Origin of the sequence: Burkholderia sp. BCC1638 (genome assembly GCF_902833195.1) — a bacterium.
GTDB lineage: Bacteria > Pseudomonadota > Gammaproteobacteria > Burkholderiales > Burkholderiaceae > Burkholderia > Burkholderia diffusa.
Genome location: NZ_CADFEC010000011.1, coordinates 123,365 through 148,401, shown reverse-complemented (window position 1 = coordinate 148,401; position 25,037 = coordinate 123,365). Strand labels below are relative to the sequence as shown.

Genomic DNA, 25,037 nt, shown 5'->3' with positions numbered 1-25,037 from the left:
GCTGATCATTCGATTACAGTTCCGCGCACCGGACCGTCGCGCGCGTCGCCGACGCCGAGTGTCGATCATCAACCGTCTATCTCGTCTTCCCTCATGGACTTCGACGTAATCGTTCTAGGCGCGGGCATCGTCGGCGTCTCCGCCGCGCTGCACCTGCAGGATCGCGGCCGCAAGGTCGCTCTCGTCGACCGCGGCGCGCCCGGCGAAGGCACGAGCTTCGGCAACGCGGGGCTGATCGAGCGCTCGTCGATCGAACCGTATCCGTTCCCGCGCAGCCCGTTCACGCTGATGCGCTATGCGCTCAACCGCTCCACCGATCTCTATTGGCACAGCGCGTCGCTGCCTGCGTTCGCGCCGTGGCTCGCGCGCTTCTGGTGGGAATCGGCGCCGCTGCGTCACGCGGCAGCCTCGCGTGACATGCTGCCGCTGATCGAGCGCTGCATCGTCGAGCACGACGCGCTGATCGCGCGCGCCGGCGCCGGCGAACTGGTGCGCGCCAGCGGCTGGATGGAAGCGTTCCGCACGCCGGCCGCGTTCGACCGCGCGGTCGCCGATGCGGGACTCACCGCGCGCCGCCACGGGCTCGGCATCACGCCGCTCGATGCCGCGGCACTTCGCGCACAAGAACCGAGCCTCGCCGCGGGCTTCTGCGGCGCGCTGCACTGGCTCGATCCGAAAAGCGTCGTCGATCCGTCCGCGCTCGTCAAAACCTATGCGCAACTCTTCGTGCAAGGCGGCGGCACGCTGCTCACCGGCGATGCCGCGAGCCTCGACGCGCTGTCGCCCGGCTGGCAGGTCACGACGCACGACGGCAGGATCGCTGCGCCGGCCGTCGTCGTCGCGCTCGGCCCGTGGTCCGACACGGTGTTCGGCAAGTTCGGCTACAAGATTCCGCTGCGCGAGAAGCGCGGCTATCACATGCACTACGCGCCGTCCGAACGCGGCGCGCCATCGGCGCCGATCGTCGATCGCGAATACGGCTACGTGATCGCGCCGATGCGGCGCGGATTGCGGTTGACCACCGGCGTCGAGATCGCCCGACGCGGCCTGCCGCCGACGGGCGTGCAGCTCGATCGCGCGGAACGCGTCGCGCGCCCGGTGTTCGGCTTCGGCGAGCGGCTCGACCCGCACCCGTGGCTCGGCTTCCGGCCGTGCACGCCCGACATGCGGCCGGTGATCGGCCCCGCGCCCGCGCATCGCGGGCTGTGGTTCTCGTTCGGGCACAACCATCACGGGTTGACGCTCGGCCCCGTCTCCGGCCGCCTGCTGGCCGAGATGATGACCGGCGAGACGCCGTTCACCGATCCGACGCCCTACCGCGCCGACCGCTTCTGATGCCGATCGCCCGCGCTCAGTCGAGCGCGCGGCCGAAGATCCGGATCACTTCGTCGAGATGCTCGGCCATCGCGCGGCGCGCGGCCTCCGGGTCGCGCGCGCGGATCGCGTCGAGGATCGCGCGGTGTTCGAGCTCCGACCGATGCGGCATGTCGTTCGGCATGTACAGCGACTGCAGCCGCTGGAACATCAGGTCGTACTTGTGCGCGAGCAGCTGCTTGATCATCAGCGCATACGCGGGGTTGTCGCTCGCTTCCGCGATACGGATATGGAACAGCCGGTCGCCCGGATGCGTGAGCGAGCCGCTGCGGTTGTCTTCCTGGTTGCGCAGGAACGCCTCGTGAATCCCTTCGATCTGCGCGTCCGAGCCATGTTTCGCGGCGAGCGACGCGGCTTCTGGCTCGATCAGCCGGCGCGCCTGCAGCAGCGCGAACGGCGGGATTTCGGTATCGAGGTCGATCGCGATGCCGAGCTCCGGATCGATTTCGACGATCGAGAACGGCGCGACCGTCGTGTCGATCTGCGGTTGCGGTGCGGTGGCCGCCTCGGGCTGGCGCACCTTCACGCCGTCGCCGACACGCACGCTCACGAGACCGTTCACCTCGAGCGCGATCAGCGCCTCGCGCACCGACGTGCGCGACACGCCGAACTGCTCGGCCAGTTCGCGCTCGGGCGGCAGGTAGCTGCCCGGCGGGAAGTCGCCTGACTCGATCATCGCGCTGAGCTTGTCGGCGATCTGCTGGTAGAGGCGGCGGTTCTGAATCGGCTGGATGGACATACGTTGATACAGGTAAGCGGTTGCGTGGCGGACGGTCTGACGAATGCGGGATCGTCAGGCCGTTCGCGCCTATTCTATATGCCGGGCTTCGTATCGCCCGGCACCGCATAGCACCGCGCGGCCGTACCGCCCCACAACGCGTCGCGCTCGGCCGCCGACAACCGCGCTTCGGCCCAGCGCTCGACCAGCGACGCCACTTCGTCGTACGACGCCGCGAGCAGGCACACGGGCCAGTCCGAACCGAACATCAGCCGCTGCGGGCCGAACGCGTCGAGCGCCGCATCGAGGCATTGCTCGATATGGCGGATGTCCTGCCCGCGCAGGCCGCGCCGCCAGTCCGTCTCGGTCACGAGCCCCGACAGCTTGCACACGACGTGCGGCAGCGCGCCAAGCTCGCGCAGCCCGGCGCGCCAGCGGGCGAGCGCGGTGTCGTCGCGGTCGAACTCGGCGAGCGCGGGCTTGCCCGCGTGATCGAGCACGAGCCAGTGCGCATCGTGCCGCGCGCAGAACGCGCGCACGTCGCGCAACTGACGTTCGAACACGAGTACGTCGTACACGTAGCCGTTCGCCTGCAGCCAGGCGACGCCGCGATTGAACGCGGGATCCGCGACAAACGCGCCGACGTCGGCTTCGTCCTGCAGCAGGTGACGAAAGCCGCGCAGCTTCGGGCTGCGCCATTCAGCGATACGGTCGGCGAGCGCCGGCGCACCGAGGTCCTCCCAGCCGACCACGGCCGCGATGCGCGCTTCGTCGCGGGCGAGATCGAGCAGGAACGCCGTCTCGTCGCGTCCGACGCGCGCCTGCACCGCGATCGATGCACCGAGCGCCTGCGCATGCATCTGCGGCCACAGCGCGTCGGGCATGTAATCGCGGGCGAGCACGCCCATGCCGGCGCCGATCCACGGAAAGTCGGCCGCGCGATAACGCCAGAAGTGCTGATGAGAATCGATGCGCACTGCGCCCATGGTGTCCTCGCGTTTCGCCGTCGTTCGCCGTGTCACGTCACGTTCAGTCGTACAACACCGCCGTGATCTTCGGGTCGTCGATGTTGGTCTTGTCGTACCAGTAGAAACCGGTATCGATGACCTTCGGCAGCTTCTCGCCCTTGATCGCCTTCACGGCCGCCTCGACGGTCTTGTAGCCGATCCCGACCGGATTCTGCGTGATCGCGCCGGCCATCATCCCGCTGCGGATCGCGTCCTTCTGCTGCTTGCCGGAATCGTAACCGATGATCACGACCTTGCGCTTCATCTCGCGCACGCCGTTCACCACGCCGATCGCCGAGCCTTCGTTGGTGCCGAACAAGCCCTTGAGCTTCGGGTATGCCTGCAGGATCGACTTCGTCACTTCGGTCGACTTCAGCTGGTCGCCTTCGCCGTACTGCACGGTCACGATCCGCACCTTCGGGTGCGCCGATTTCATCCGTTCGAGAAAGCCGTCGCGGCGATCGATGCCGGTGCGGCTCGTCTGGTCGTGCGCGACCACGGCCACCTCGCCCTCGTCGCCGATCAGCGCGGCGAGCTTGTCGGCGGCGAGCGCGGCGGCGGCCTTGTTGTTGGTCGCGGCGGTCGTCACCGGGATGTCGCTGTCGACGCCCGAGTCGAACGCGATCACCGGGATCTTCTCGGCCTGCGCCTTCTTCAGGAGCGGCAGCGCGGCCTTGCTGTCGAGCGCCGCGAAGCCCAGCGCCGCCGGCTTCTTCGCGATCGCGGCGGACAGCATGTCGATCTGCTTGTCGACCATCGCCTCGGTTTCGGGGCCTTCGAACGTCACCTTCACCTTGTAGTCCTTCGCCGCCTGCATCGCGCCCGCCTTCACAGCCTGCCAGAACTGATGCTGGAAGCCCTTCGAAATCAGCGGGATGTAGGTTTCCTGCGCCTGCGCGCCGGCCGTCACGCCCACGGCGAACGTCAGTCCGACGATCGCGTTCAACACCTTGCTCCTGATCACTTCGCGTCTCCTTGGTTGGTATCGACTGAAATGCCGGACGGGCCGGCGGTGAAGCACATGTGTGTTCGTGCGTGCGTCAGCGGCGGCGCCGGCGCAGGATGTCCACGTAGACGGCGAGGATGATGATCACGCCCGTGACGACCGTCTGCCATTCCTGCGCGACCGACATGATGCGCAGGCCGTTGGTCAGCACGCTCATGATGAACGCGCCGATGATGGTGCCGACGATGCTGCCCGCGCCGCCCGACAGCGATGTGCCGCCGATCACGACGGCCGCGATCGCATCGAGCTCGTAGCCCTGCCCGAGCGCGGGCTGCGCGGAATTCAGCCGCGACGCGATCAGGAGCCCGGCGATCCCGCACACCGCGCCGCTGAACGTGTAGACGGCGATCTTCCACGCGTCGACGTTCACGCCGGACAGGCGCAGCGCTTCCTCGTTGCTGCCGAGCGCGAACGTGTAGCGGCCGAAGATGGTCCGGTTCAGCACGATCGACGCGCCGACCGCAACGAGGAACAGGATCAGCACCGCGTTCGGAATCGGCAGCGCGGGAATCAGGCTGCCGATCAGCGAATCCTGCGCGATCGACGTGAAGCCCGGCGTGTCGTTGAAGTAGATCGGCCGCGTGCCCGAGATCACGAGCGACAACCCCTTGAGCAGCATCATCATCCCGAGCGTCGCGATGAACGGCGGCACCTTCATCTTCGCGATCACGAAGCCCGACACGCTGCCCGACAGCGCGCCGAAGCACAGCGCGGCCAGGATGCCGAGCGGCAGCGGCATGCCCCAGTTCGTCAGCACGACGCCGGCCATCACCGCGCAGAACGTCATCAGCGTGCCGACCGACAGGTCGATGCCCGACGTGATGATCACGTAGGTACACGCGACGGCCAGCACGCCGTTCACGGCGGTGGCCTGCAGGATCGCCACGAGGTTGTCGACTTCGAGGAAGTTCGACGACGCGAAGCTGAAGAACACGATCAGCAGCACGAGGCTCGCGAACGCGAGCAGCTTCTGCCGCGCGGCCGGGTTGAAGAAGCGCGACTTCAGGCTCGATGCGGCGGCCGGCGTGTCGCCGGAAGCAAGGGGCGGGACGGGATGCGTATCGTTGGACATGGTCTGTAAGCCTAAGGATCGGCGTCTGAATCAGGACAATACGGTCGACTCGCGCTGCGTCGCGAGCTGCATGATCTTTTCCTGCGTGGCGTCGGCCGCGCGCAACTCGCCGGTCACGCGCCCTTCGCACATCACGAGAATCCGGTGGCTCATGCGCAGCACCTCGGGCAACTCCGACGAGATCATCACGATCGCCTTGCCGTCGGCGGCGAGCGCGTCGAGCAGCTTGTAGATCTCGCTTTTCGCGCCGACGTCGATGCCGCGCGTCGGCTCGTCGAAGAACAGGATGTCGCAGTCGCGCAGCAGCCACTTCGCGATCACGATCTTCTGCTGGTTGCCGCCCGACAGGAGGCGCGCCGGCTGCGCGACCGACGGCGTGCGGATCGCGAGCTGCCGCACGTACGACTGCGCGGTGTCGCGCATCCCGCGCGCATCGAGGAACATGCCGCGGCGCACGAAGCGCTGCATGCTCGACAGCGCGATGTTGTTCTGCACGTCCATCCCGACCGCGAGCCCGAAGTGCTTGCGGTCCTCCGACAGATAACCGATCCCGTGCGCGACCGCGTCGGCCGGCGTGCGGATCGTCACGGTCTTGCCGTGCACGCGAATCTCGCCCGCGTCGACCGGATCCGCGCCGAACACCGCGCGCGCGACCTCGGTGCGGCCCGCGCCCATCAACCCCGCGAAGCCGAGAATCTCGCCGCGCCGCACCGTGAAGCCGACGTCGCGGATCGCGCGGCCGCGCGACAGCCCGCGCACTTCGAGCGCGACCTCGTTGGCCGACGTATCGGGCGGCGTGCGGAACGTCGTATCGAGCTGGCGGCCGACCATCATCGCGATGATCGCGTCCATCGACGTGTCCGCCATCGGCATGGTCGCGACGTACTTGCCGTCGCGCATCACCGTCACGCGATCGGCGATCTGGCGCAGTTCGTCCATCTTGTGCGAGATGTAGACGATACCGACACCGTGCGCGCGCAGGTCGCCGATGATGCGGAACAGCTCGGCGATCTCCGCGTTGTTCAGCGCGGCGGTCGGCTCGTCCATGATCAGCACGCGCGAGTCGAACGACAGCGCCTTCGCGATCTCGACCATCTGCTGCTTCGCGACCGTCAGCCGGCCGACCGGCGTGCGCGGATCGAGATCGAGCCGCATCCGCGCGAAGATCGCGGCCGCGTCGCGGTTGAGCTGGTCCTCGTCGACGAACACGCCGAAGCGGCCGCGCGGCTCGCGCCCGATGAAAATGTTCTGCGCGACGCTCAGGTGGTTCATCAGGTTCAGTTCCTGATGGATGATGCCGATGCCGAGCGCCTGCGCGGCGCGCGGATCGTCGATCTCCACCGCGCGGCCGTCCATCCGGATCTCGCCTTCGTCCTTCTGATAGACACCGGCGAGAATCTTCATCAGCGTCGACTTGCCGGCGCCGTTCTCGCCCATCAGCGCGTGGACTTCGCCGGCATGCAGGTCGAACCGGCAATCGTCGAGCGCCTGCACGCCCGGAAAGCGCTTGCCGATGCCGGTCAGCGCAATCAGCGCGGCGGGTGCGGCGGTCGGGTTCAGATCGGGTTGCATGACTCGATGCCCTCAGCCGATCGCGCGATCGAGATGCGTATAGCCGCCGTCGACGAACAGCCACTGGCCCGTCGTGTGCGACGCGCGGTCCGACAGCAGGAACACGGCCGTGTCGGCGATCTCGTCGGCAGTCGTGAAGCGCTTGCCGAGCGGCACCTTGCCGGCGATTTCCGCGAGCTTCGCTTCGGGATCGTCGAAACCGGCGATCCAGGTCTGGTAGAGCGGCGTCATCACCTCGGCCGGAATCACGGCGTTCACGCGCACGCCGTCGTCGCGCAATGCGACGGCCCATTCGCGCGTCAGCGCGAGTTGCGCGCCCTTCGATGCGCAATAGCCGCTCGTGTTGCCCTGCCCGGTGACGGCCGTCTTCGACGAGATGTTGACGATCGCGCCGCGCGTCGCCTTCAGGTGCGGCACGCAGTAATGCGCCATCACGTAGTAGTGGACCAGGTTGCGTTCGAGCGATGCGACGAACGCGTCGCGCCCGGCATCGAGCCCGACGCTGTCGTTGATGCCCGCGTTGTTGACGAGGCCGTCGATGCAGCCAAAGCGCGCGATGGTTTGCGCGACCGCGTCGCGGCACTGCGCGTCGTCCTGCAGTTCGACGGACATGCACGCGGCACGCGGCTGCTTGCGCGTGAGTTCGCGCCAGAAGCCGTCGTCCGGCGTGTGGCGCGCGAATACCACCGGAATCGCACCTTCGCCGGCCAGCCGCATCGAGATCGCAGCGCCGATGCCCGACGCGCCGCCCGTCACGATCACGATCTTGTCTTGCAGATTCAAATCCACTTCGCGTCTCCGTCGTTCATGTTGTCGCCGCGCGGGCCGCGCGCGGTGCATCGTGCGTTCTCGTGCCGCATGCCGCATGCCACGCGCTTCAGCCGCGGAATCGATACCGTTCCAGCGATTCGGGCTTCATCTCGATCGAAAAGCCGGGCGCCGTCGGCGGCATGTACGCCGCGCCGCGCACGACGCACGGTTCGACGAAATGCTCGTGCAGATGATCGACGTATTCGGTCACGCGCCCTTCCTTCGTGCCGGAAATGCACACGTAGTCGATCATCGACAGATGTTGCACGTATTCGCACAGCCCGACGCCGCCCGCATGCGGACACACCGCCAGCCCGTACTTCGCGGCCAGCAGCATCACCGCGAGAATCTCGTTCACGCCGCCGAGCCGACATGCGTCGATCTGCACGACGTCGATCGCGCCGCGCGCGATGAACTGCTTGAACAGCACGCGGTTCTGGCACATCTCGCCGGTCGCAACCTGCACCGGCGCGATCGCCTCGCGGATCTTGCGATGCCCTTCGACGTCGTCGGGGCTCGTCGGCTCCTCGATGAACCACGGTTTCGCGAAGGCCAGCTCGCGCACCCAGTCGATCGCCTCGTCGACTTCCCACACCTGGTTCGCGTCGATCATCAGCTTGCGGTCCGGGCCGATCACCTCGCGCGCGATCGTCACGCGACGGATGTCGTCCTCCAGGTTCGCGCCCACCTTCAGCTTCACGTAGTCGAAACCGGCGTCCACCGCCTCACGGCACAGCCGGCGCAACTTGTCGTCGCTGTAGCCGAGCCAGCCCGCCGACGTTGTGTAGCACGGGTAGCCTTCACGCTCGAGCGTCGCGATCCGCGCGGCCTTGCCCGGCGCCTGCCGACGCAGCAGCTCGAGCGCCTCGTCCTGCGTCAGGCAGTCGGTCAGGTAGCGGAAATCGATCGCACGCACGATTTCCTCGGGGCTCATGTCCGCGACGAGCCGCCACAGCGGCTTGCCGACCGCCTTCGCCCACAGGTCCCACACCGCGTTGACGACGGCGCCCGTCGCCAGATGGATCGCGCCCTTGTCGGGGCCGATCCAGCGCAACTGGCTGTCCGACGTCACGTGCCGCCAGAAGCGGCCCATGTCCTCGCGGATCCAGTCGAGGTCGAGGCCGACGACGAGGTGACGCATCGCGTCGATCGCCGCGCAGCAGATTTCGTTGCCGCGCCCGATGGTGAACGTGAGCCCGTGGCCTTCGAGCCCGTCGTGGTCGGTTTCCAGCACGACGTACGCGGCCGAATAGTCGGGGTCCGGGTTCATCGCATCGGAGCCGTCGAGCTGCTGCGAGGTCGGGAAGCGCACGTCGAGGACGCGCATCGATCGAATGATAGGCATGACGAACGGTCCGTAAAAGGAAATCAGGCCTGCACGGTGCGCTGGCGCTGCTCGCCGAGCCCGTCGATGCCGAGCGTGATCACCTGCCCGGCGCGCAGATAGACCGGCGGCTTCTGCCCGAGGCCGACGCCCGGCGGCGTGCCGGTCGAGATCACGTCGCCCGGCTGCAGGCTCATGAAGCGGCTCAGATAGCTGATCAGATGCGGCACACGGAACACCATCGTCGCGGTCGTGCCGTTCTGGTAGCGGTGGCCGTCCACCTCGAGCCACAGCCGCAGCGCGTGCGGATCGGGCACTTCATCGGCCGTCACGAGCCACGGGCCGAGCGGGCCGAACGTGTCGTTGCCCTTGCCCTTGTCCCACGTGCCGCCGCGCTCGAGCTGGTACTCGCGCTCCGACACGTCGTTCACCACGCAGTAGCCGGCGACGTGCGACAGCGCGTCGGCCTCGTCGATGTAGCGGCCGCCCTGGCCGATCACCACACCGAGCTCGACTTCCCAGTCGGTCTTCTCCGAGCCGCGCGGAATCTCGACGTCGTCGTTCGGGCCCGAGATCGCGCTCGTCCATTTGCCGAACACGACCGGCTCCTTCGGGACTTCCATGCCCGATTCGGCCGCGTGGTCGGAATAGTTGAGCCCGATGCAGATGAACTTGCCGACGCGGCCGACGCACGCGCCGAGTCGCGGCGTGCCTTCGACGAGCGGCAGCGACGACGGGTCGATGTCACGCAGCCGTGCGAGCGACGCGGGCGAGAGCGCATCGCCGGCGATGTCGTCGATCACGCCCGACAGGTCGCGAATCTTTCCCTGCGCATCGAGCAGGCCGGGCTTTTCGTGGTGTTTGTCGCCAAATCTCAGCAGTTTCATGTTGTGTGAGGAAACGGAAAGTGGATGGAACGGCGCGGTTCGCTAGACGCGGTCAGTTCGACCAGCCGCCGTCGATCAGATGAATCGCGCCGGTCGTGAACGACGCTTCGTCCGACGCGAGATACAACGCGAGCGCGGCCACTTCGTCCGCGGTGCCGATGCGGCCCATCGGCTGGCGCGCGACGAACGCCTCGCGCACGGTGTCGGTCGACACCTGGCGCGTACGCGCCTGCTCGGCGATCCGCTGTTCCAGCGACGGCGACTCGATCGTGCCCGGGCAAATCGCGTTGCAGCGGATGCGCTGCTCGACGAAATCGGCGGCGACGGACTTGGTCAGGCCGATCACGGCCGCCTTGGTGGTGCCGTAGACGAAGCGGTTCGGCACGCCCTTCACGCTCGACGCGGCCGACGCCATGTTGATGATCGACGCGCCGCCCGCTGCCAGCATCGCCGGCAGCAGCGCGCGGATCAGCCGGTACATCGACGTGACGTTGAGGTTCAGCGAGAACGCCCACGCGGCATCGTCGCAATCGAGGATCGAGCCGTGGTGCACGAACCCCGCGCAGTTGAACAGCACGTCGAACGCACGCTCCTGCGCGGCGAGTGCCGACACGTCGCCCGCATTGGTCACGTCGAGCCGCCGCGTGGCCAGCCTGCCGCCTGCGCGTTCGGCGTCGGCCGCGAGTTGCGCGAGCGCGGCTTCGTTGATGTCGGTCGCCAGCACGTCGGCCCCCTCGCTTGCGAACCGCAGCGCGGTCGCGCGGCCGATACCCTGCCCGGCCGCCGTCACCAGCGCGCGCTTGCCCTGCAATCTCATGAGCACCACTCCTGTAGAAGCCGGCGAGCCGACTAATTGGCACAAAGGACTAAAGGTCCAACCAATCATAGGAACAGATTCCGGATTTGTCACGATCGCGTGATTCAGTATTTTCCCGAACGGCAAAATCGGGCCGGCAGGCGGTGCGAGGTACTTCGGTTACCGTCTTTTTCCGATTCCGCAGAGCAATCACTTGCCCCGCAAAGCCAATGCCGGCGCGGGTTTGCGCCGGCCTCGGGCGCCTGTGTCGCGCCGCCGTCGCGGCGAAACTGACAAAAAAGTCATGTTCCCGTCAGGGTGTCAACGGGGGACGCGCGCGATCATGGCGTTGCCGGACCGCGCTGCCCGGACCACCGCACCCCGCCCGTCGCAGATCCCTGACGGGCACCTCCGTCCCCCGCGGTGTCCACGTGACTGAGCGAGCAGACATGGTGGCGCGGGCCGATTTTCCGCCCCGGGCGTTCGCGTCCGGGGCGCTTTTGTCGTTGGTTTTTCAAGAAAATGCGCGTCGATTGTTTCTAAATCGGCAAAAGGTAATTTGAGCCAGACAGGATGTTTTTTCCGGTCACAGACGCTTACATTTAGCGCACCACTCATGGAAACCGCTACGGAATCGCCGTTGGGTAGTGACATCCACTGCCACGAGCGAAACCGCACGAGCTTTAGGAAACGGCAAATGAAGGCCTCCAAATCCCTGCCTGTGCTCGATCCCGCCGACGTCCACGTCGAAATTCTGGAACGCTCCGATACGCTGCTCGTCGTCCGCTGGGTCGAACCCGGCCGCTGTCACTACGGCGAACAGCGCTGGCGCCGCCGCTTCGCGCAGCGCACCGGCACCTGCGCGCTGTCGCGTCAGGTCATCCAGCGCGGCGACGAAGTCTTTCGCCCGGCCGAGCGCCCGGCACCGGCAAACGCGGCCGCGATGATCTCCGCCGCCGAAGTGCTCGCCCTGGCCGGCAGCCGGTAACGTCCGTCGCGCGACACGCAAGCCGGCCTAGAACCGCCGGTCTAGTTCCCCCGCTTGTCTGCCCCGCCCGCGCGGACTATCGTTACAGCATTCAATGTAACGATTACACGTCGTGGCGCACCGGCCACGCCGATGGAGGCAGACATGCATGCATGGAGCGCGCGCCACGTCCCGGCGCAAGGTGGCAAAGTCGCGGTCGTGACCGGCGCCAACAGCGGGCTCGGCTGGCAGATCGCGGAAACGCTGGCCGCCAAGGGCGCGACGGTCGTGATGGGCTGCCGCGATGCCACGCGCGGCGCGCAGGCTGCCGATGCGATCCGCCGATTCCATCCCGCCGCCCGGGTCGAAGTCGATCCGCTCGACCTCGCCGATCTCGCGTCGATCCAGCGCTTCGCCGCCGACGTCTCCGACCGCCACGGCCGCGTCGACATCCTCTGCAACAACGCCGGCGTGATGTTCCTGCCGCTGCGACACACGCAGGACGGCTTCGAGATGCAGTTCGGCACCAATCACCTCGGCCATTTCGCGTTGACCGGGCATCTGCTGCCCGCGCTGCGCGCCGCGCGGCGCGCGCGGGTCGTGACGATGTCGAGCGGCTTCAACCGCGGCGGCCGGATCCGCGTCGACGACCTGCGGGCCGAGCGCGGTTACAACCGTTATCTCGCCTACTGCGACAGCAAGCTCGCGAACCTCGTGTTCGCGATCGAACTGCAGCGCCGCTTCCAGCGCGCGGCGTTCGCGGGCATCAGCGTCGCCGCGCACCCCGGCTACGCGGCGACCAATCTGCAGTTCGCGGGCCCCGCGATGGACAGTTCGCCCACGCGCGCCGCGTTGATGCGCGCGGCGAACCGTTATCTCGCGCAACCGGCCGATCAAGGTGCGCTTCCCGCGATTCACGCGGCGACGTCGCCCGACCTCACCGGCGGCTCGTACATCGGACCGTCCGGCTGGTTCGAGTCGCGCGGCCTGCCGGCGCCCGCGAGCGTGCCGCGCGCGGCGCGCGATGTGGCGACCGCCGCGCTGCTGTGGGAGGCATCCGAAGCCGCGACGGGCGTGCATTTCCTGAGCTCGGGCGTGGCCGCGGGTCGCCCGCCCGCCACGCCGTTCGACCCGGCGACCGAGGTGCGTTGAATCACGCGCCACTCGCCTCAACATTTGTCATGCTTATTGCACTTGCAGAAATGAAAGCTTGGTGAAAGCCTGATCGAGCGGCCCACTGTTACCAGTCCGGAAACAATCTATCGTCAAAATCAGCGTTTACCCTGCACGACCCGGTGACTAAGATTTAGTCAATCGCTGCAGACATGGTGTCGAAAGCGAACCCAATAAAGCACCGGAGGTCATCATGAAATCGCTCGTTTCCGCAGTCGTTGCCGCTGTCGCCCTGTCCGCTTCGTTCGGCGCTTTCGCGCAAAGCACCGTGACCCGCGCGCAAGTCCGCAACGAACTGGTCCAGCTCGAACAAGCCGGCTACAAGCCGGGCGTGTCGAGCCCGTACTACCCGAACGACATCCAGTCGGCGGAAGCGCGTGTTCATGGTGCCGACGCCAGCGGCTACGGCGCGCAACCGGTTCCGGTCGTCCACTCGGGCGCCCCGGTCGCCGCAGCGTCGTCGAACGCGCGCGACTCGATCTTCTTCGGCCAGTAAGCCGACGCGCCCCTGGCGGGCGCACCGCGCATCGCGCGACGAAGCTGTACCCGGACGAGCCCCTGATGCGGGCTCGTCTTGTTTTGTGAAACGCATACCTCCGCCGCCCGGCAGCGGGTGGCTTCGCCCGGGCGCACTGCGTCCGGGCGCTTTTTCCACGGCGAGGTATGCGTGGCGTTGCCGTAAGCGTCGGTCAACGCCCAGCGGTTGCAGCAGGCGCCGCACGCGACAGCACACGCCAGCGCGACAGCAGTTCGTCGCGATCGACGTAGCAGCCCTGCAGATGCCGGCGGCCCGTCGACGGATCGAACTCGGTGCGCGCATGCAGCACGCGCCGGTTGTCGAACGCCCACATGTCGCCCGCCCGCAGGCGACGCTGCACCCGGAAACGCGGCTCGCGCGCGAGCGCGAGAAACCGCCGGTACGCGCGATAGACGGCCGCGACCGATCCGGCCGGCGCATCGAGCGGCCCGCGCAGGAAGTTCGCGACGCGCACTTCCGTCACGTTGCCGCGTGCATCGAGGCCGATCACCGGCGCCGAGCAGCGGTAGTCGCTGTTCGCACTCTTGTTCCAGAACTCGAACGGCGTCGAGGCAAGGTATTCGAAATCGGCCGGGTAGTCGCGCCGCAACGCTTGCGCGAGCGCAAAGCCGTCGAGGAAGATGCTGTCTCCGCCCGTTGCGTCGTTCGCGAGGCAATGCAGGAACTGCACGCCCGGCTGCAATTCACGCGTCGGCAGGTCGGTGTGCGGCGGCAGGTTGAGCGACGTATAGGCATTGCTGTCCGGTCGCGGCTTCGATTCGACATCGAACAGCACGCCGAAATTGCTTTCGCGGATCAGGCCGACACGACGCGCGATCTCGTCGACCCGGCCGCGTTCGGCCGGCACGCCCTCGACGAGCGTCAATCCCGTGCGCTGCAACGCGGCAAGCCACGCGCGCAACGCGCCGTCGTCCTCCATCACGTCACGCCACGCGAACACGCCGATCGCCGTCGCATCGTCGCCGGCCCATACGTGCCGCCCGTGCGCGGCTTGGCGTTCCGCGCGCGACGCATCGTCGTATGCATGCGCACGCAACCATCCCGGCGACCAGGTGCTGCGATGTCCGTCGTTCCACTCGACGTGCAGCGCGCCGTCGGTTTCGACATGCACGGCGAGCGCAGACAGATCCTCGCGTGCGTCGGCGATCTCGAACACCTGTTCGCGCGTGAGCGCGTGCACGCACGCGGAACACGCGCAGTTGTCGCGCAGCCAGTCGAAGTGAAACGGCGATCGTCGCGTGTCGCTCCACTCGACGTCCACCGCTCCATCGCCGATCGTCGCCGCCGCAATGGCCGCGTCGGCGGAAAAGGTCCGCCAGTCCTCGATACGGTGTTGCGCTGCCTGCATCGTTGCCTCCCGGAAACGCCCGCTACGCGTGTGGTGCGAGCAGAAACCCGCCGATCATCCGGTGCATCCGCGCCGCCTGCGGGCTCGTTCCGAGCGCGCGCCAGCAGCCGTGCACCAGCCCCTCTCCCCTCCAGTAACGCGCGGCGCCGCCGGCCGCAAGGATCCGTTCGACGTAGACGCGCGCATCGTCGCGCAGCGGATCGTGTTCCGCGCCGATCGCGAGCACGGGCGGCAGCCCGTCGAAGCGTGTCGCCGCAAGCGGCACGGATGCGCGCAGCAGCGGATCGTCGTTCAACGCGGTTTCATCCGCATCGCCCCAATACAGCGCGCGATAGCAATGGACGTCGTCAAGCGTCAGCATCGGCGCGTGCGCTTCCGTCTCGCGCGCCGGCGATTGTGGTTCGATGCCGAGCATCGGATACACGAGTGCGACCCCGTCGATACCGCCTTCGCCCGCGTCGCGCAGCGCGGTCGCGACGGCCGCCGCGAGATTGCCGCCCGCACTGTCGCCCGCGAGCGTCAGCGGTCGTGCGCACGAGCCGAATGGCCAGCGGGTTGCGTCGCGTGCGGCGCGCGTGACGGCCAGGCAATCCTGAAGCGCGGCCGGCGCACGATGCTCGGGCGCGAGCCGGTAGTCGACCGCGATCACGGCCAGCCCCGTGTCGGCGGCCAGTTGCGCGGTGATCAGCGCGTGACTGTCGAGCGAGCCGACGACGAAGCCGCCGCCATGAAAGAACAGCACGGTGCCGCGCGGCTCGCCGTGCGCAGGCGCGTAGCGCCGGAGTGCGATGGCGCGGCCGTCCGGCGCGTGCCACGCGGCGTCCTGCTGCACGATGCCGGGCGGCAGTTCGTCGGGCGTCCATGCGGCCGCGAAGCGATCGTAGACGCGGCGTTGCTCGACGGGCGAGCGCGCCGCCGCGTCGGCCGGATACCACGTGTCGACGGCTGCAACGAACGCCGCGATTTCCGGTTCGAGCATCGTGTGCGCTCCGCGGTCGAAGATTGAACGTTGAAACTTGAACGTTGAACGTCGCCCCTAGCGACGCGGCGGCAGTCCGATCACACGCCCCGCATACGCGGGCGCCGCGCAATCGCGCTGCAACGCATGCAGGTCGGCCACGCGCGCGGCGACGTCGTCGTCGAACGGCGCCGATTTCGCGCCGTCGCGCGTATCGACGTGCAGCAGCATCTGCTCGCTCGCCGACACCGCGCCGTCATGGCCGTCCGCGAACAACTCGAGATACAGGTGCAGCCGCTTCGCGTCATGCGCGAACACCCGCGCATCGACGCGCACGCGCGTGCCTTCCTTGATCTCCTGCAGATAGTTCACGTGCGCTTCGAGCGTGTAGACCGAGCGGCCCCGCTCGCGACGCGCGGCATCGTCGAGACCGATGCGGTCGAGCAGCGCATCGGTCGCGAAGCTGAAGATCAGCAGATAGAACGCGTCACGCAGATGGCCGTTGTAGTCGACCCACTCGGGCCGCACGACGTCGTGATAAATCGTCAGCGGGGTATCGCCGGTCATGTTCGTTCAGTCCTCGAATCGCATCCCGTGCCGCGCCTTCACCGCGGCGATCGCCTTCAGCACCTCGGTGATGCACTCGTCGCGGTAACGTTCGAGTTCCTTGATGCTGCGCGTGCCCTGCTGCTCGCTCGTGCCTTCGACGACGCTGTCGATCAGTTCGTCGGTCAGCTTCGGCGCGACCAGCTTCGTCCATGGCAGTTCGAGCGCGGGGCCGAACTGCTGCATGAAGTGTCGCATGCCGGCATCGCCGCCGGCCAGCGTGTAGGTCAGGAACGTGCCCATGAACGACCAGCGGATGCCCGCGCCGAAGCGGATCGCATCGTCGATCTCGCCGGTCGTCGCGACGCCTTCGTTGACGAGATGCAACGCCTCGCGCCACAGCGCTTCGAGCAGCCGGTCCGCGATGAAGCCCGGCACCTCCTTGCGCACGTGCAGCGGCCGCATGCCGAGCTTGCGATAGATCGCCATCGCGGCCTCGACCGCTTCCGGCGACGTGCATGCGCCGCCGAGCACCTCGACGAGCGGCAGCAGGTAGACCGGATTGAACGGATGGCCGACCACGCAGCGCTCCGGGTGCGTCGCACGCGCGTAGAAGTCGGTCGGCAGCAGCCCCGACGTCGACGACGCGATGATCGCGTCGTGCTTCGCCGCGCGGCTGATCTGCTCGTGCAGTTCGAGCTTCAGCGTCTCGCGCTCGGGCGCGCTTTCCTGGATGAAGTCCGCGTCGGCGACGCAGGCCTCGATCGTCGACTCGAAGCGCAGCCGCGCGGGATCGGCGCCCGGCGCGAGGCCGACGCGTTCGAGCGCGGGCCACGCATTCGCGACGTTCGCGCGCAACCGCTCCTCGGCGCCCGGCGCGGGGTCCCACACGACCACGTCGAGACCGTGCGCGAGCGCACGGCAAATCCATCCGCTGCCGATCACGCCGGTGCCGATCGCGGCGAACGTCTTGATGTCGGTCTTCACTGCCATGTCACGCATCCTTCAAATCTGGGGAAATCGGACGGCGACCGCGCCCGTGCGCGCCGCCGCATTGAATCGGAATCAGCCTTGCAAACTCACGCGAACTCGGTCACCGCGCGGCGTTCGAGCGGACGCTCGCCGCGCGCCGGCAGGCCGAGCTTGCGACGCCCTTCGGCCGGCGTCAGCACGCGGCCGCCGAGGCGTTCGACGATTTCCCGCGCACGCTCGACGAGCGTGCCGTTGGTCGCATGCACGCCGCGATCGAGCCAGATGTTGTCTTCGAGGCCGACGCGCACGTGACCGCCGAGCAGCATCGCCTGCGCGACCATCGGCATCTGCATGCGGCCGATCCCGAAGCCAGCCCAGTGCGCGCCCGGCGGCAGGTTGTCGACCATCGCCTTCATCGTGCCGGTGTCGGCCGGCGCGCCCCACGGAATGCCGAGACACAGCTGGAACAGCGGCGGATCGTCGAGCAGCCCTTCCTTCAGCAACTGCTTCGCGAACCACAGATGGCCCGTATCGAAGATTTCCAGTTCCGGCTTCACGCCGAGTTCCTGGATGCGTTTCGCGCCGGCGCGCAGTTGCGCGGGCGTCGATACGTAGATGTAGTCGCCGTCGCCGAAATTCAGCGTGCCGCAGTCGAGCGTGCAGATTTCCGGCAGCAGTTCCTCGACGTGCGCGAGGCGCGTGAGGCCGCCGACGAGATCGGTGCCCTTGCCGAAGCGCATCGGGTCCTCGCCCGGGCCGATCTCCAGATCGCCGCCCATGCCGGCCGTCAGGTTGATGATCACGTCGACGTCCGCCGAGCGGATCCGGTCGACCACTTCGCGGTACAGGTTCGGGTCGCGGCTGCCGCGGCCCGTCTGCGGGTCGCGCACGTGGCAGTGCGCAACCGTCGCGCCGGCCTTCGCCGCTTCGATCGCGGCGGCCGCGATTTCCTTCGGCGTGACCGGAATCGCCGGATGCTTGCCGACCGTGTCGCCCGCGCCGGTGACCGCGCAGGTGATGATGACTTCGTGGTTCATGCTGAATGCCCTCGCTTGATGCTGTTCGTGTCGCTCGTTTTCCGTCGTACTGCAGATTATTTGTCGCTGCGCGCCGCCCGCTTGCGGCGCGCACGGGCCGTTACAGGCCGAGATACGCCTTCACGGCAGGCAGGCCGTCCTTGCCGTCGAACGTCTTGACGCCGGCGAGCCAGGCATCGAGCACCTGCGGATTCTTCTTCAGGTATGCTTTTGCGGCGTCGGCCGGTTTCGTCTTGTTCATCACCGACTGCATCAGCTGGTTCTCGAGCTGCGTCGTGAAGCGCAGGTTCTCGACGAGCTTGCCCGCGTTCGGGCAGCGCGCGATGAAGTCGGGCGCCGTCAGCGTGTACACGCGCGCTTCGCCGTAGTTCGGGCCGAAACTCGCATCGCCGCCGGACAGGTAGTTCATGCTGATCTGGATGTTCATCGGATGCGGTTCCCAGCCAAGGAACACGACCCACTTCTTCTCGCGGATCGCGCGCTCGACCGTCACGAGCATCCCCGCTTCGCTCGATTCGACCAGCTTGAAGCCGCCCAGACCGTACTGGTTCGTGTCGATCATCTTCTGGATCGTCGCGTTCGCGCTGCTGCCCGGCTCGATCCCGTAGATCTTGCCGTCGAGTTCCGCGCGGTGTTTCGCGATGTCCTCGAAGGTCTTCAGGCCGGCCTGGTATTCATAGCTCGGCACCGCGAGCGTCGCCTTCGCGCCCGACAAATTCGGCGGCTCGACCACGTTGATCGACTTGCTGTCGAGGAACGGCTGGAGCTGCTTTTGCTGCACCGGCCACCAATAGCCGAGCGAGATGTCGAGCTGCTTGCTCTTCAGGCCGGCGAACGAGATCGGCACCGATGCGATCGTCGTCGTCGGCTTGTAGCCGAGCCCTTCGAACACCGTCGACGCGAGCGCCGTGGTGGACGTGATGTCGGTCCAGCCGATGTCCGCGAAGCGTACGTTGCGGCAGGTCGCTGCTTCCGTTTCGGCGTGCGCCGCGGTCGCGAATGCGCCGGTCGCCAGCACGGCCGCGACGAACGCGGCGATCTTTGTCGACTTCATGGTTTCTCTCCCGATTGGACCGATGTCCGACGGGTTCGCGGAGTGCGTCCCGGCCTGCATCGTGGGAGTAAAAGTAACGAGCCATATTGGTCGAAAGACGACCGGCGGCGACCTTTTCTTGACTATTTGCGACTATGAGTGGAAACCACTATGCGCGTGCAATGGCTTGTACGGCGGGGGTTTGAGGCGAATTTCGGCGAAGCGTGGGTTGTCCGGATGCGGCGTGATGGATACCGATGGAGCGTGCTTCGGCGGTGGCTCCGGAACGCGCGTGATGTCGATTCCGGCCGGCCCGGTGCGGGCCGGCGCCCAACACGTTATCGCGGTACCTCGACGTAGGTTTCCCTACAGATCTCGCGCAGCGCCTGGACCAGCAGATCCCGCGTCGGCGCATGCGAATCGGCGGCGCGCGTAAACAGCGCGATGGGCGGCAGCGTCCAGACCAGCGAGTAAGGCACGATCGCCACGCCGGCGATGCGCACCATTTCTTCGGCGATATCGGCCGGCACGATCGATACGGCGTCGTCGCTCGACGCGATCATTTCGCCGATCAGCTTCGACGAGTAGCTTTCGACGATCGGCACGGGCGGCGCGATGCCGGCCGACAGGAACAGGTCCGTCACCTGCTCACGCATCGGCGTATGCGGCGCGCCGAGAATCCAGTCCAGTTCGCGCAGCTTCTCCCAGTCGAGCTTCATGCGCGCCAGTTTCGCGGCGAGGCGCCGGCTCGCGATCATCCGCGGCTGCTGCTGGTACAGAACTTCGAAGGAAACCTGCCCCAGATCGACCGCCGACGACGCCCGCCCGATCACGAGATCGACGCTGTGGTCCTTGAGCTGAAGCAGCAACTGGTCGCTGGTGCCTTCATGAATCGTCACGGTCAGGCGGCGCTCCATCCGGGATTGCAGCCGCTTGAGCGCCGCCGACAGCATCTGGCCCGAAATAAACGGAATCACGCCGATATGCAGGTGGGCCGCGTGGCCGGCGGCGACCGCCTCCATCTCGCGAGCGAGATGGTCGAGGTCCTTCAGCATCGCCTTGGCGCGCTCGAGAACGACCGAGCCGAGCGCGGTCGGCCGCATCCCGCGCGACGAGCGCTCGAACAGTGGCGTGCCGAACATGCTTTCCAGCTCGGACAGCGCGTTCGTCACGGCAGGCTGGCTGCTGGCCATGTGCTCCGCGACGCGCGTCAGCGACCCGTGCTGCTGGATCTGCAGCAACAGCATCAGGTGCCGCATCTTCAGGCGCGCACCGAGCCGCCGGACCACGTCGTTCGCGTCGAATGTCATTGCCGAACCGCCATACCATCATGAAAAAGTGATGGACCGATATTAAAACAGAATCATCTCCTTATGGCTGATCCCTAGAATCACCTCATGGATCGCGTCGGGACTGGCCTGGCGCGCACGCCCGGACCCAAAAACATGAAACAGACAGAGACTCAGCAGCAGGCCGCGTACGACTATCACGAGTTTCCGACCCCGGGGAAGATCTCCGTCGTCGCCAGCAAGCCGCTCGTGACGCAGCGCGATCTCGCGCTCGCCTACACGCCGGGCGTCGCCAGCGTGTGCGAGTCGATCGCCGCCGAGCCGCTGAACGCGCATCGCTTCACGAGTCGCGGGAATCTGGTGGGCGTCATCACCAACGGCACCGCCGTGCTGGGTCTGGGCAACATCGGCGCGCTCGCGTCGAAGCCGGTCATGGAAGGCAAGGCCGTGCTGTTCAAGAAGTTCGCGGGGATCGACGTGTTCGACATCGAGATCAACGAGACCGATCCGGACAAGCTCGTCGACATCATCGCCGGCCTCGAGCCCACCTTCGGCGGCATCAATCTCGAGGACATCAAGGCGCCGGAGTGCTTCACCGTCGAGCGCAAGCTGCGCGAGCGCATGAAGATTCCGGTCTTCCACGACGACCAGCACGGCACCGCCATTACCGTGGCCGCCGCATTCATCAACGGGCTGAAGGTGGTCGGGAAGTCGATTTCCGAGGTGAAGGTCGTGACGTCGGGCGCCGGTGCCGCGGCGCTGGCCTGCCTGGACCTGCTCGTCGACCTCGGGCTGCCGGTCGCGAACATCTGGGCGACGGATATCGAAGGCGTCGTCTACCGCGGCCGCACCACGCTGATGGATCCCGCCAAGGAACGCTTCGCGCAGGAAACCGACGCGCGCACGCTGTCCGAAGTGATCGGCGACGCCGACGTATTCCTTGGGCTGTCGGTCGGCGGCATTCTGAAGCCGGAGATGCTGAAGGCGATGGCCGCGCGCCCGCTGATTCTCGCGCTCGCCAATCCGACGCCGGAAATCTTCCCGGAACTCGCGCATGCGACGCGCGACGACGTCGTGATCGCGACGGGCCGCTCGGATTTCCCGAACCAGGTCAACAACGTTCTCTGCTTCCCGTACATTTTCCGCGGCGCACTGGATGTGGGCGCAACGACGATCACCCGCGAAATGGAAATCGCCGCGGTTCACGCGATTGCCGGCCTCGCGCAGGAAGAGCAGAACGACATCGTCGCGGCGGCCTATGGCGGCGATGAAGTGTCCTTCGGTCCGCAATACCTGATTCCGAAGCCGTTCGATCCGCGCCTGATCGTTCGCATCGCGCCGGCCGTGGCCAAGGCCGCGATCGAAGGCGGCGTGGCGACGCGCCCGCTCGCGGATCTCGACGCGTACGTCGAGCAGCTGCAGCAGTTCGTCTACCACTCGGGCGCGTTCATGAAGCCGCTGTTCGCGACCGCGCGTCAGCTCGTGCGTGACGGCGGCAAGGCACGCATCGTGTTCACCGAGGGCGAGGACGAGCGCGTGCTGCGCGCGGTGCAGGTCATCGTCGACGAGAAGCTCGCGCGTCCGATCCTGGTCGGGCGCCCGGAGGTGCTGCTCGCGCGTATCGAGCGGTTCGGCCTGCGCCTGCGTCTCGGTCAGGATGTCGAAGTGACCAATCCGGAATATGACGAGCGTTTCCCGCAATACTGGACGACGTATTGGGAATTGCGCTGCCGCGACGGCATCTCGAAGGAAATGGCGCGCGTCGAAATGCGGCGCCGCCTGACGCTGATCGGCGCGATGATGGTGCGGCTCGGCGATGCGGACGGGATGATCTGCGGGACGGTCGGCGAGTACCACAATCACCTGCGATTCGTGGACGAAGTGATCGGCAGGAAGCCCGATGCGTCGACCTATGCCGCGATGAACATCCTGCTGCTGAATCAGCGGACGGTCGCGCTGGTCGATACGCACGTCAACGACAACCCGGATGCGGAGCAGATCGCGGAATTCACGATCGCGGCCGCGCGGCAGATGGAGTGGCTGAATCTCTCGCCGAAGGTTGCGCTGCTGTCGCGGTCGAACTTCGGGTCGGGGAGCGCGGCTTCGGGCGTGAAGATGCGCCGGGCGCTGGAAATCATTCGCGCGCATGCGCCGGATATCGAGGCGGATGGCGAGATGCACGGCGACTGCGCGCTCGACGAGGCGCTGCGTGCGCGGCTGCTGCCGATGTCGCCGCTGAAGGGTGCGGCGAACCTGCTCGTGTGTCCGAACGTCGATGCAGGGAATATCGCCTATAACCTGCTCAAGACCGAGGCCGGCAGTAACGTTGCGGTCGGGCCGTTCCTGCTGGGCGTCAACGGGCCGGTGAACATCCTCACGTCCAGTGCGACCGTGCGACGGATCGTGAACATGACGGCGTTGACGGTGATCGAGGCGAATCGCAACGCGGCCGTGTAATTGCGGTTGACGCGGGGTCGGCTACGGCCGACCCCGTCGGTCGGCGGATTGAGGTCTGCATTGCAACCGGTGCGGACATCGCGCTGGCCGACGAGATTCTTCGGACGATCAACGAATCGCCGAATGAAGCGCACGCGAGCAGACACAACTTTCGACATTTGTTGCGGACACAACCTTTCCCGCGCATGACGGCTGCCGGAACGAAACGGCCATCACGGATTCGATGCCCGCGTTTTGCAAGATCTCCATCAGAAGCACAAGATTCACGGATGGAAGGTTTCACCGCGGTTCAGCATGTCGACGAATTCCGCGATTTTACGCGCCCGTGTTTCCGGCTTTTTCGCATTCTGTATCCGGTACAGGATGGCGTAGCGGTTGCGGCTATTCAGCGTTGCAAAGAACGCCTTGGCTTTCGAATTTGCGTCCAACGCCACCTGCAGGTCGTCCGGCACGGTCGAGTTGCTGGCCGACGTATAAGCAGCCTTCCAGCGGCCGTCCCGCCGCGCCTTCTCGATCTCGCGCATGCCGGACGCGCGCATCCTGCCTGCGGCGATCAGCGCTTCGGCCCGGTCCTTGTTGAGTTTGGACCAGATGCTTTTTTCGGAGCGCGGCGTGAAGCGTTGTAACCAGTACGTCTCGCTCTCAGCCCGTTTTTGGCCGTCGATCCAGCCATGACAGAGCGCGCTTTCCAACGCTTGGTCGTAGGTGACGGTTCGCTGCGTGGCACCTTTTTTCGCCAGACGCAGCCATACTCCGCTCGAAGTGCCGCCGTTTTGCGCCAACCAGCTTTCCCATTCGGTTTGACTGGCAAATGTCAGAGCGCATTCGGTCATGTCACTGTCCAAAATGGTCGAGTACGGGCATGGGAATCCGTCCGCAGTCCAACAGTGCTTACACGAACGGCAACGTCTGGCTTGTTTGGGTCGGAAGTCATCGCCGGATTTGGCGGCTTCCGACCTCGGCCGATCGAAAACGCGCGCTACAGAACGCGTTCCAACGCGTCAGCAAATCGCCCGACCGCCGCATCGACATCATGCAGCTTGTCGAGCCCGAACAAGCCGATCCGGAACGTCTTGAAATCCGCCGGCTCATCGCATTGCAACGGCACGCCGGCCGCGATCTGCATGCCGACGTCGACGAATTTCTTGCCGGACCGGATGTCGTCATCGTCCGTGTAGCTCACGACGACGCCCGGCGCCTCGAAGCCTTCCGCCGCCACGCTCCGGAACCCTTTCTCCGCCAGCAACGCACGAATCCGCGTGCCGAGCTCGAGCTGTTCCGCCCTCACCTTGTCGAAGCCGTACGCTTCCGTTTCCTTGATCACGTCGCGCAGCGTCGCGAGGCTGTCCGTCGGCATCGTCGCGTGGTACGCGAACCCGCCGTTCTCGTACGCTTCCATGATCTGCAGCCACTTGCGCAGATCGCATGCAAAACTGGTGCTGGTCGTCGCATCGATTCGCTCGCGCGCAAGCGGACTCATCATCACCAGCGCACAGCCTGGCGACGCGCTCCAACCCTTCTGCGGCGCACTGATCAGCACGTCGACGCCGCTCGCCTCCATGTCGACCCAGATCGTCCCGGACGCAATGCAATCGAGCACGAACATGCCGCCGACCGCGTGCACGGCGTCGGCCACCGCGCGCAGATACGCGTCGGGCAACATCATCCCGGAGGCGGTTTCGACATGCGGAGCAAAGACCAGATCCGGCTTGTGTTCGCGAATCGCGGCGACGACCTCCTCGATCGGAGCCGGCGCGAACGCCGCCTGCCTGCCCGGCTCGATCGGACGCGCCTTCAACACGATCGACTCGGACGGAATGCGGCCCATGTCGAAAATCTGCGACCAGCGGAAGCTGAACCAGCCGTTGCGGATGACCAGACACTTCTTGTCCGTCGCGAACTGGCGCGCAACGGCTTCCATGCCGAACGTCCCGCTGCCCGGAACGATCGCCACCGCCTTCGCGTTGTAGACCTTCTTCAGCGCCGCGGAAATATCGCGCATGACGCCCTGAAAGCGCTGCGACATGTGATTGATCGACCGGTCGGTGTACACCACCGAATATTCGAGAAGCCCGTCGCGGTCGACATCGGGAAGTAAGCCTGGCACGTTCGCCTCCGGTAAAGGATGAACCATGGGATGAGCGCGAGCGGCA

The 25,037-nt window shown here is 66.6% G+C and carries 23 protein-coding genes; 5 read left to right on the top strand and 18 right to left on the bottom strand.

The window, feature by feature from the left end:
• The first annotated feature begins 93 nt into the window (after positions 1–93).
• Positions 94–1,335, top strand: coding sequence for an FAD-binding oxidoreductase (locus tag HWX22_RS15740; RefSeq protein WP_059819514.1), 1,242 nt, complete (start codon positions 94–96; stop codon positions 1,333–1,335).
• A 16-nt stretch (positions 1,336–1,351) separates the two neighbouring features.
• Here the strand turns inward: HWX22_RS15740 and HWX22_RS15735 are convergent, their stop codons facing one another.
• The 9 genes from HWX22_RS15735 to HWX22_RS15695 all read right to left on the bottom strand — a co-directional run bounded on the left by HWX22_RS15735 (position 1,352) and on the right by HWX22_RS15695 (position 10,587).
• Positions 1,352–2,113 carry a FadR/GntR family transcriptional regulator gene (locus tag HWX22_RS15735; protein WP_059534261.1) on the bottom strand — a complete coding sequence of 254 codons (762 nt, stop codon included), beginning with the start codon at positions 2,111–2,113 and terminating at the stop codon, positions 1,352–1,354.
• Between the two features lie 74 nt (positions 2,114–2,187).
• Positions 2,188–3,078 (bottom strand): amidohydrolase family protein, encoded by an 891-nt coding sequence (locus HWX22_RS15730; protein ID WP_059534358.1) that lies wholly within the window; start codon positions 3,076–3,078, stop codon positions 2,188–2,190.
• Positions 3,079–3,121: 43 nt separating this feature from the next.
• Entirely contained in the window at positions 3,122–4,063 is a 942-nt protein-coding gene (locus tag HWX22_RS15725) for an ABC transporter substrate-binding protein (RefSeq protein ID WP_059534259.1), read from the bottom strand.
• Between the two features lie 76 nt (positions 4,064–4,139).
• Positions 4,140–5,177: an ABC transporter permease gene (locus HWX22_RS15720; RefSeq protein ID WP_059534257.1), complete on the bottom strand. Its 1,038-nt coding sequence runs from the start codon at positions 5,175–5,177 to the stop codon at positions 4,140–4,142.
• 30 nt (positions 5,178–5,207) lie between these two features.
• A complete protein-coding gene (locus HWX22_RS15715) occupies positions 5,208–6,749 on the bottom strand; it encodes a sugar ABC transporter ATP-binding protein (RefSeq protein ID WP_059702311.1) in 1,542 nt (513 codons plus the stop codon).
• A gap of 12 nt (positions 6,750–6,761) precedes the next feature.
• Positions 6,762–7,538 (bottom strand): SDR family oxidoreductase, encoded by a 777-nt coding sequence (locus tag HWX22_RS15710; protein ID WP_175908808.1) that lies wholly within the window; start codon positions 7,536–7,538, stop codon positions 6,762–6,764.
• A gap of 88 nt (positions 7,539–7,626) precedes the next feature.
• Positions 7,627–8,904, bottom strand: coding sequence for an L-fuconate dehydratase (locus tag HWX22_RS15705; RefSeq protein WP_175908807.1), 1,278 nt, complete (start codon positions 8,902–8,904; stop codon positions 7,627–7,629).
• A 23-nt stretch (positions 8,905–8,927) separates the two neighbouring features.
• Positions 8,928–9,770, bottom strand: a complete 843-nt coding sequence (locus HWX22_RS15700) for an ureidoglycolate lyase (RefSeq protein WP_175915963.1) — start codon at positions 9,768–9,770, stop codon at positions 8,928–8,930.
• Between the two features lie 52 nt (positions 9,771–9,822).
• On the bottom strand, positions 9,823–10,587 hold the full coding sequence (locus HWX22_RS15695) for an SDR family oxidoreductase (RefSeq protein ID WP_175915962.1): 765 nt from the start codon (positions 10,585–10,587) through the stop codon (positions 9,823–9,825).
• A 676-nt stretch (positions 10,588–11,263) separates the two neighbouring features.
• On the opposite strand from HWX22_RS15695, the gene HWX22_RS15690 reads away from it, so the two are divergent.
• The 3 genes from HWX22_RS15690 (at position 11,264) to HWX22_RS15680 (ending at position 13,202) form a co-directional block, all read left to right on the top strand.
• The gene (locus HWX22_RS15690; RefSeq protein ID WP_044847789.1) at positions 11,264–11,554 is read left to right on the top strand and encodes a DUF3331 domain-containing protein; all 291 of its coding nucleotides are present in this window, start codon (positions 11,264–11,266) and stop codon (positions 11,552–11,554) included.
• A gap of 144 nt (positions 11,555–11,698) precedes the next feature.
• Complete coding sequence (locus HWX22_RS15685; RefSeq protein ID WP_175908806.1) at positions 11,699–12,685, top strand: oxidoreductase; 987 nt, start codon at positions 11,699–11,701, stop codon at positions 12,683–12,685.
• Positions 12,686–12,899: 214 nt separating this feature from the next.
• A complete protein-coding gene (locus HWX22_RS15680) occupies positions 12,900–13,202 on the top strand; it encodes a DUF4148 domain-containing protein (protein ID WP_059534248.1) in 303 nt (100 codons plus the stop codon).
• Between the two features lie 193 nt (positions 13,203–13,395).
• Here HWX22_RS15680 and HWX22_RS15675 read toward each other — a convergent pair whose 3' ends face one another.
• From HWX22_RS15675 to HWX22_RS15645, 7 genes are all read right to left on the bottom strand, one after another.
• Entirely contained in the window at positions 13,396–14,592 is a 1,197-nt protein-coding gene (locus tag HWX22_RS15675) for a TauD/TfdA family dioxygenase (protein ID WP_175915961.1), read from the bottom strand.
• A 22-nt stretch (positions 14,593–14,614) separates the two neighbouring features.
• Positions 14,615–15,571 (bottom strand): alpha/beta hydrolase, encoded by a 957-nt coding sequence (locus HWX22_RS15670; RefSeq protein WP_175915960.1) that lies wholly within the window; start codon positions 15,569–15,571, stop codon positions 14,615–14,617.
• Positions 15,572–15,628: 57 nt separating this feature from the next.
• Positions 15,629–16,117, bottom strand: a complete 489-nt coding sequence (locus HWX22_RS15665; RefSeq protein ID WP_175915959.1) for a thioesterase family protein — start codon at positions 16,115–16,117, stop codon at positions 15,629–15,631.
• Positions 16,118–16,123: 6 nt separating this feature from the next.
• Positions 16,124–17,089, bottom strand: coding sequence for an L-carnitine dehydrogenase (locus tag HWX22_RS15660; protein ID WP_175915958.1), 966 nt, complete (start codon positions 17,087–17,089; stop codon positions 16,124–16,126).
• An 86-nt stretch (positions 17,090–17,175) separates the two neighbouring features.
• Positions 17,176–18,105, bottom strand: a complete 930-nt coding sequence (locus HWX22_RS15655; protein WP_059534240.1) for a 3-keto-5-aminohexanoate cleavage protein — start codon at positions 18,103–18,105, stop codon at positions 17,176–17,178.
• 100 nt (positions 18,106–18,205) lie between these two features.
• Entirely contained in the window at positions 18,206–19,159 is a 954-nt protein-coding gene (locus HWX22_RS15650; RefSeq protein ID WP_175915957.1) for a choline ABC transporter substrate-binding protein, read from the bottom strand.
• A gap of 317 nt (positions 19,160–19,476) precedes the next feature.
• Positions 19,477–20,448, bottom strand: coding sequence for a LysR substrate-binding domain-containing protein (locus HWX22_RS15645; protein WP_175908800.1), 972 nt, complete (start codon positions 20,446–20,448; stop codon positions 19,477–19,479).
• Positions 20,449–20,583: 135 nt separating this feature from the next.
• On the opposite strand from HWX22_RS15645, the gene HWX22_RS15640 reads away from it, so the two are divergent.
• Entirely contained in the window at positions 20,584–22,884 is a 2,301-nt protein-coding gene (locus tag HWX22_RS15640) for an NADP-dependent malic enzyme (protein WP_175908799.1), read from the top strand.
• 263 nt (positions 22,885–23,147) lie between these two features.
• Here the strand turns inward: HWX22_RS15640 and HWX22_RS15635 are convergent, their stop codons facing one another.
• Both HWX22_RS15635 and HWX22_RS15630 read right to left on the bottom strand, forming a co-directional pair.
• A complete protein-coding gene (locus tag HWX22_RS15635; protein WP_175908798.1) occupies positions 23,148–23,717 on the bottom strand; it encodes a YdeI/OmpD-associated family protein in 570 nt (189 codons plus the stop codon).
• 146 nt (positions 23,718–23,863) lie between these two features.
• On the bottom strand, positions 23,864–24,991 hold the full coding sequence (locus HWX22_RS15630) for an aminotransferase class V-fold PLP-dependent enzyme (protein ID WP_175908797.1): 1,128 nt from the start codon (positions 24,989–24,991) through the stop codon (positions 23,864–23,866).
• Positions 24,992–25,037 lie beyond the last annotated feature (46 nt).

Excerpts from the sequence above, each read along its gene's own strand:
- HWX22_RS15740 (WP_059819514.1), top strand. The coding sequence starts at position 94 with ATGGACTTCGACGTAATCGTTCTAGGCGCGGGCATCGTCGGCGTCTCC.
- HWX22_RS15735 (WP_059534261.1), bottom strand. The coding sequence starts at position 2,113 with ATGTCCATCCAGCCGATTCAGAACCGCCGCCTCTACCAGCAGATCGCC.
- HWX22_RS15730 (WP_059534358.1), bottom strand. The coding sequence starts at position 3,078 with ATGGGCGCAGTGCGCATCGATTCTCATCAGCACTTCTGGCGTTATCGC.
- HWX22_RS15720 (WP_059534257.1), bottom strand. The coding sequence starts at position 5,177 with ATGTCCAACGATACGCATCCCGTCCCGCCCCTTGCTTCCGGCGACACG.
- HWX22_RS15715 (WP_059702311.1), bottom strand. The coding sequence starts at position 6,749 with ATGCAACCCGATCTGAACCCGACCGCCGCACCCGCCGCGCTGATTGCG.
- HWX22_RS15705 (WP_175908807.1), bottom strand. The coding sequence starts at position 8,904 with ATGCCTATCATTCGATCGATGCGCGTCCTCGACGTGCGCTTCCCGACC.
- HWX22_RS15700 (WP_175915963.1), bottom strand. The coding sequence starts at position 9,770 with ATGAAACTGCTGAGATTTGGCGACAAACACCACGAAAAGCCCGGCCTG.
- HWX22_RS15695 (WP_175915962.1), bottom strand. The coding sequence starts at position 10,587 with ATGAGATTGCAGGGCAAGCGCGCGCTGGTGACGGCGGCCGGGCAGGGT.
- HWX22_RS15690 (WP_044847789.1), top strand. The coding sequence starts at position 11,264 with ATGAAGGCCTCCAAATCCCTGCCTGTGCTCGATCCCGCCGACGTCCAC.
- HWX22_RS15685 (WP_175908806.1), top strand. The coding sequence starts at position 11,699 with ATGCATGCATGGAGCGCGCGCCACGTCCCGGCGCAAGGTGGCAAAGTC.
- HWX22_RS15680 (WP_059534248.1), top strand. The coding sequence starts at position 12,900 with ATGAAATCGCTCGTTTCCGCAGTCGTTGCCGCTGTCGCCCTGTCCGCT.
- HWX22_RS15675 (WP_175915961.1), bottom strand. The coding sequence starts at position 14,592 with ATGCAGGCAGCGCAACACCGTATCGAGGACTGGCGGACCTTTTCCGCC.
- HWX22_RS15670 (WP_175915960.1), bottom strand. The coding sequence starts at position 15,571 with ATGCTCGAACCGGAAATCGCGGCGTTCGTTGCAGCCGTCGACACGTGG.
- HWX22_RS15665 (WP_175915959.1), bottom strand. The coding sequence starts at position 16,117 with ATGACCGGCGATACCCCGCTGACGATTTATCACGACGTCGTGCGGCCC.
- HWX22_RS15660 (WP_175915958.1), bottom strand. The coding sequence starts at position 17,089 with ATGGCAGTGAAGACCGACATCAAGACGTTCGCCGCGATCGGCACCGGC.
- HWX22_RS15655 (WP_059534240.1), bottom strand. The coding sequence starts at position 18,105 with ATGAACCACGAAGTCATCATCACCTGCGCGGTCACCGGCGCGGGCGAC.
- HWX22_RS15650 (WP_175915957.1), bottom strand. The coding sequence starts at position 19,159 with ATGAAGTCGACAAAGATCGCCGCGTTCGTCGCGGCCGTGCTGGCGACC.
- HWX22_RS15645 (WP_175908800.1), bottom strand. The coding sequence starts at position 20,448 with ATGACATTCGACGCGAACGACGTGGTCCGGCGGCTCGGTGCGCGCCTG.
- HWX22_RS15640 (WP_175908799.1), top strand. The coding sequence starts at position 20,584 with ATGAAACAGACAGAGACTCAGCAGCAGGCCGCGTACGACTATCACGAG.
- HWX22_RS15635 (WP_175908798.1), bottom strand. The coding sequence starts at position 23,717 with ATGACCGAATGCGCTCTGACATTTGCCAGTCAAACCGAATGGGAAAGC.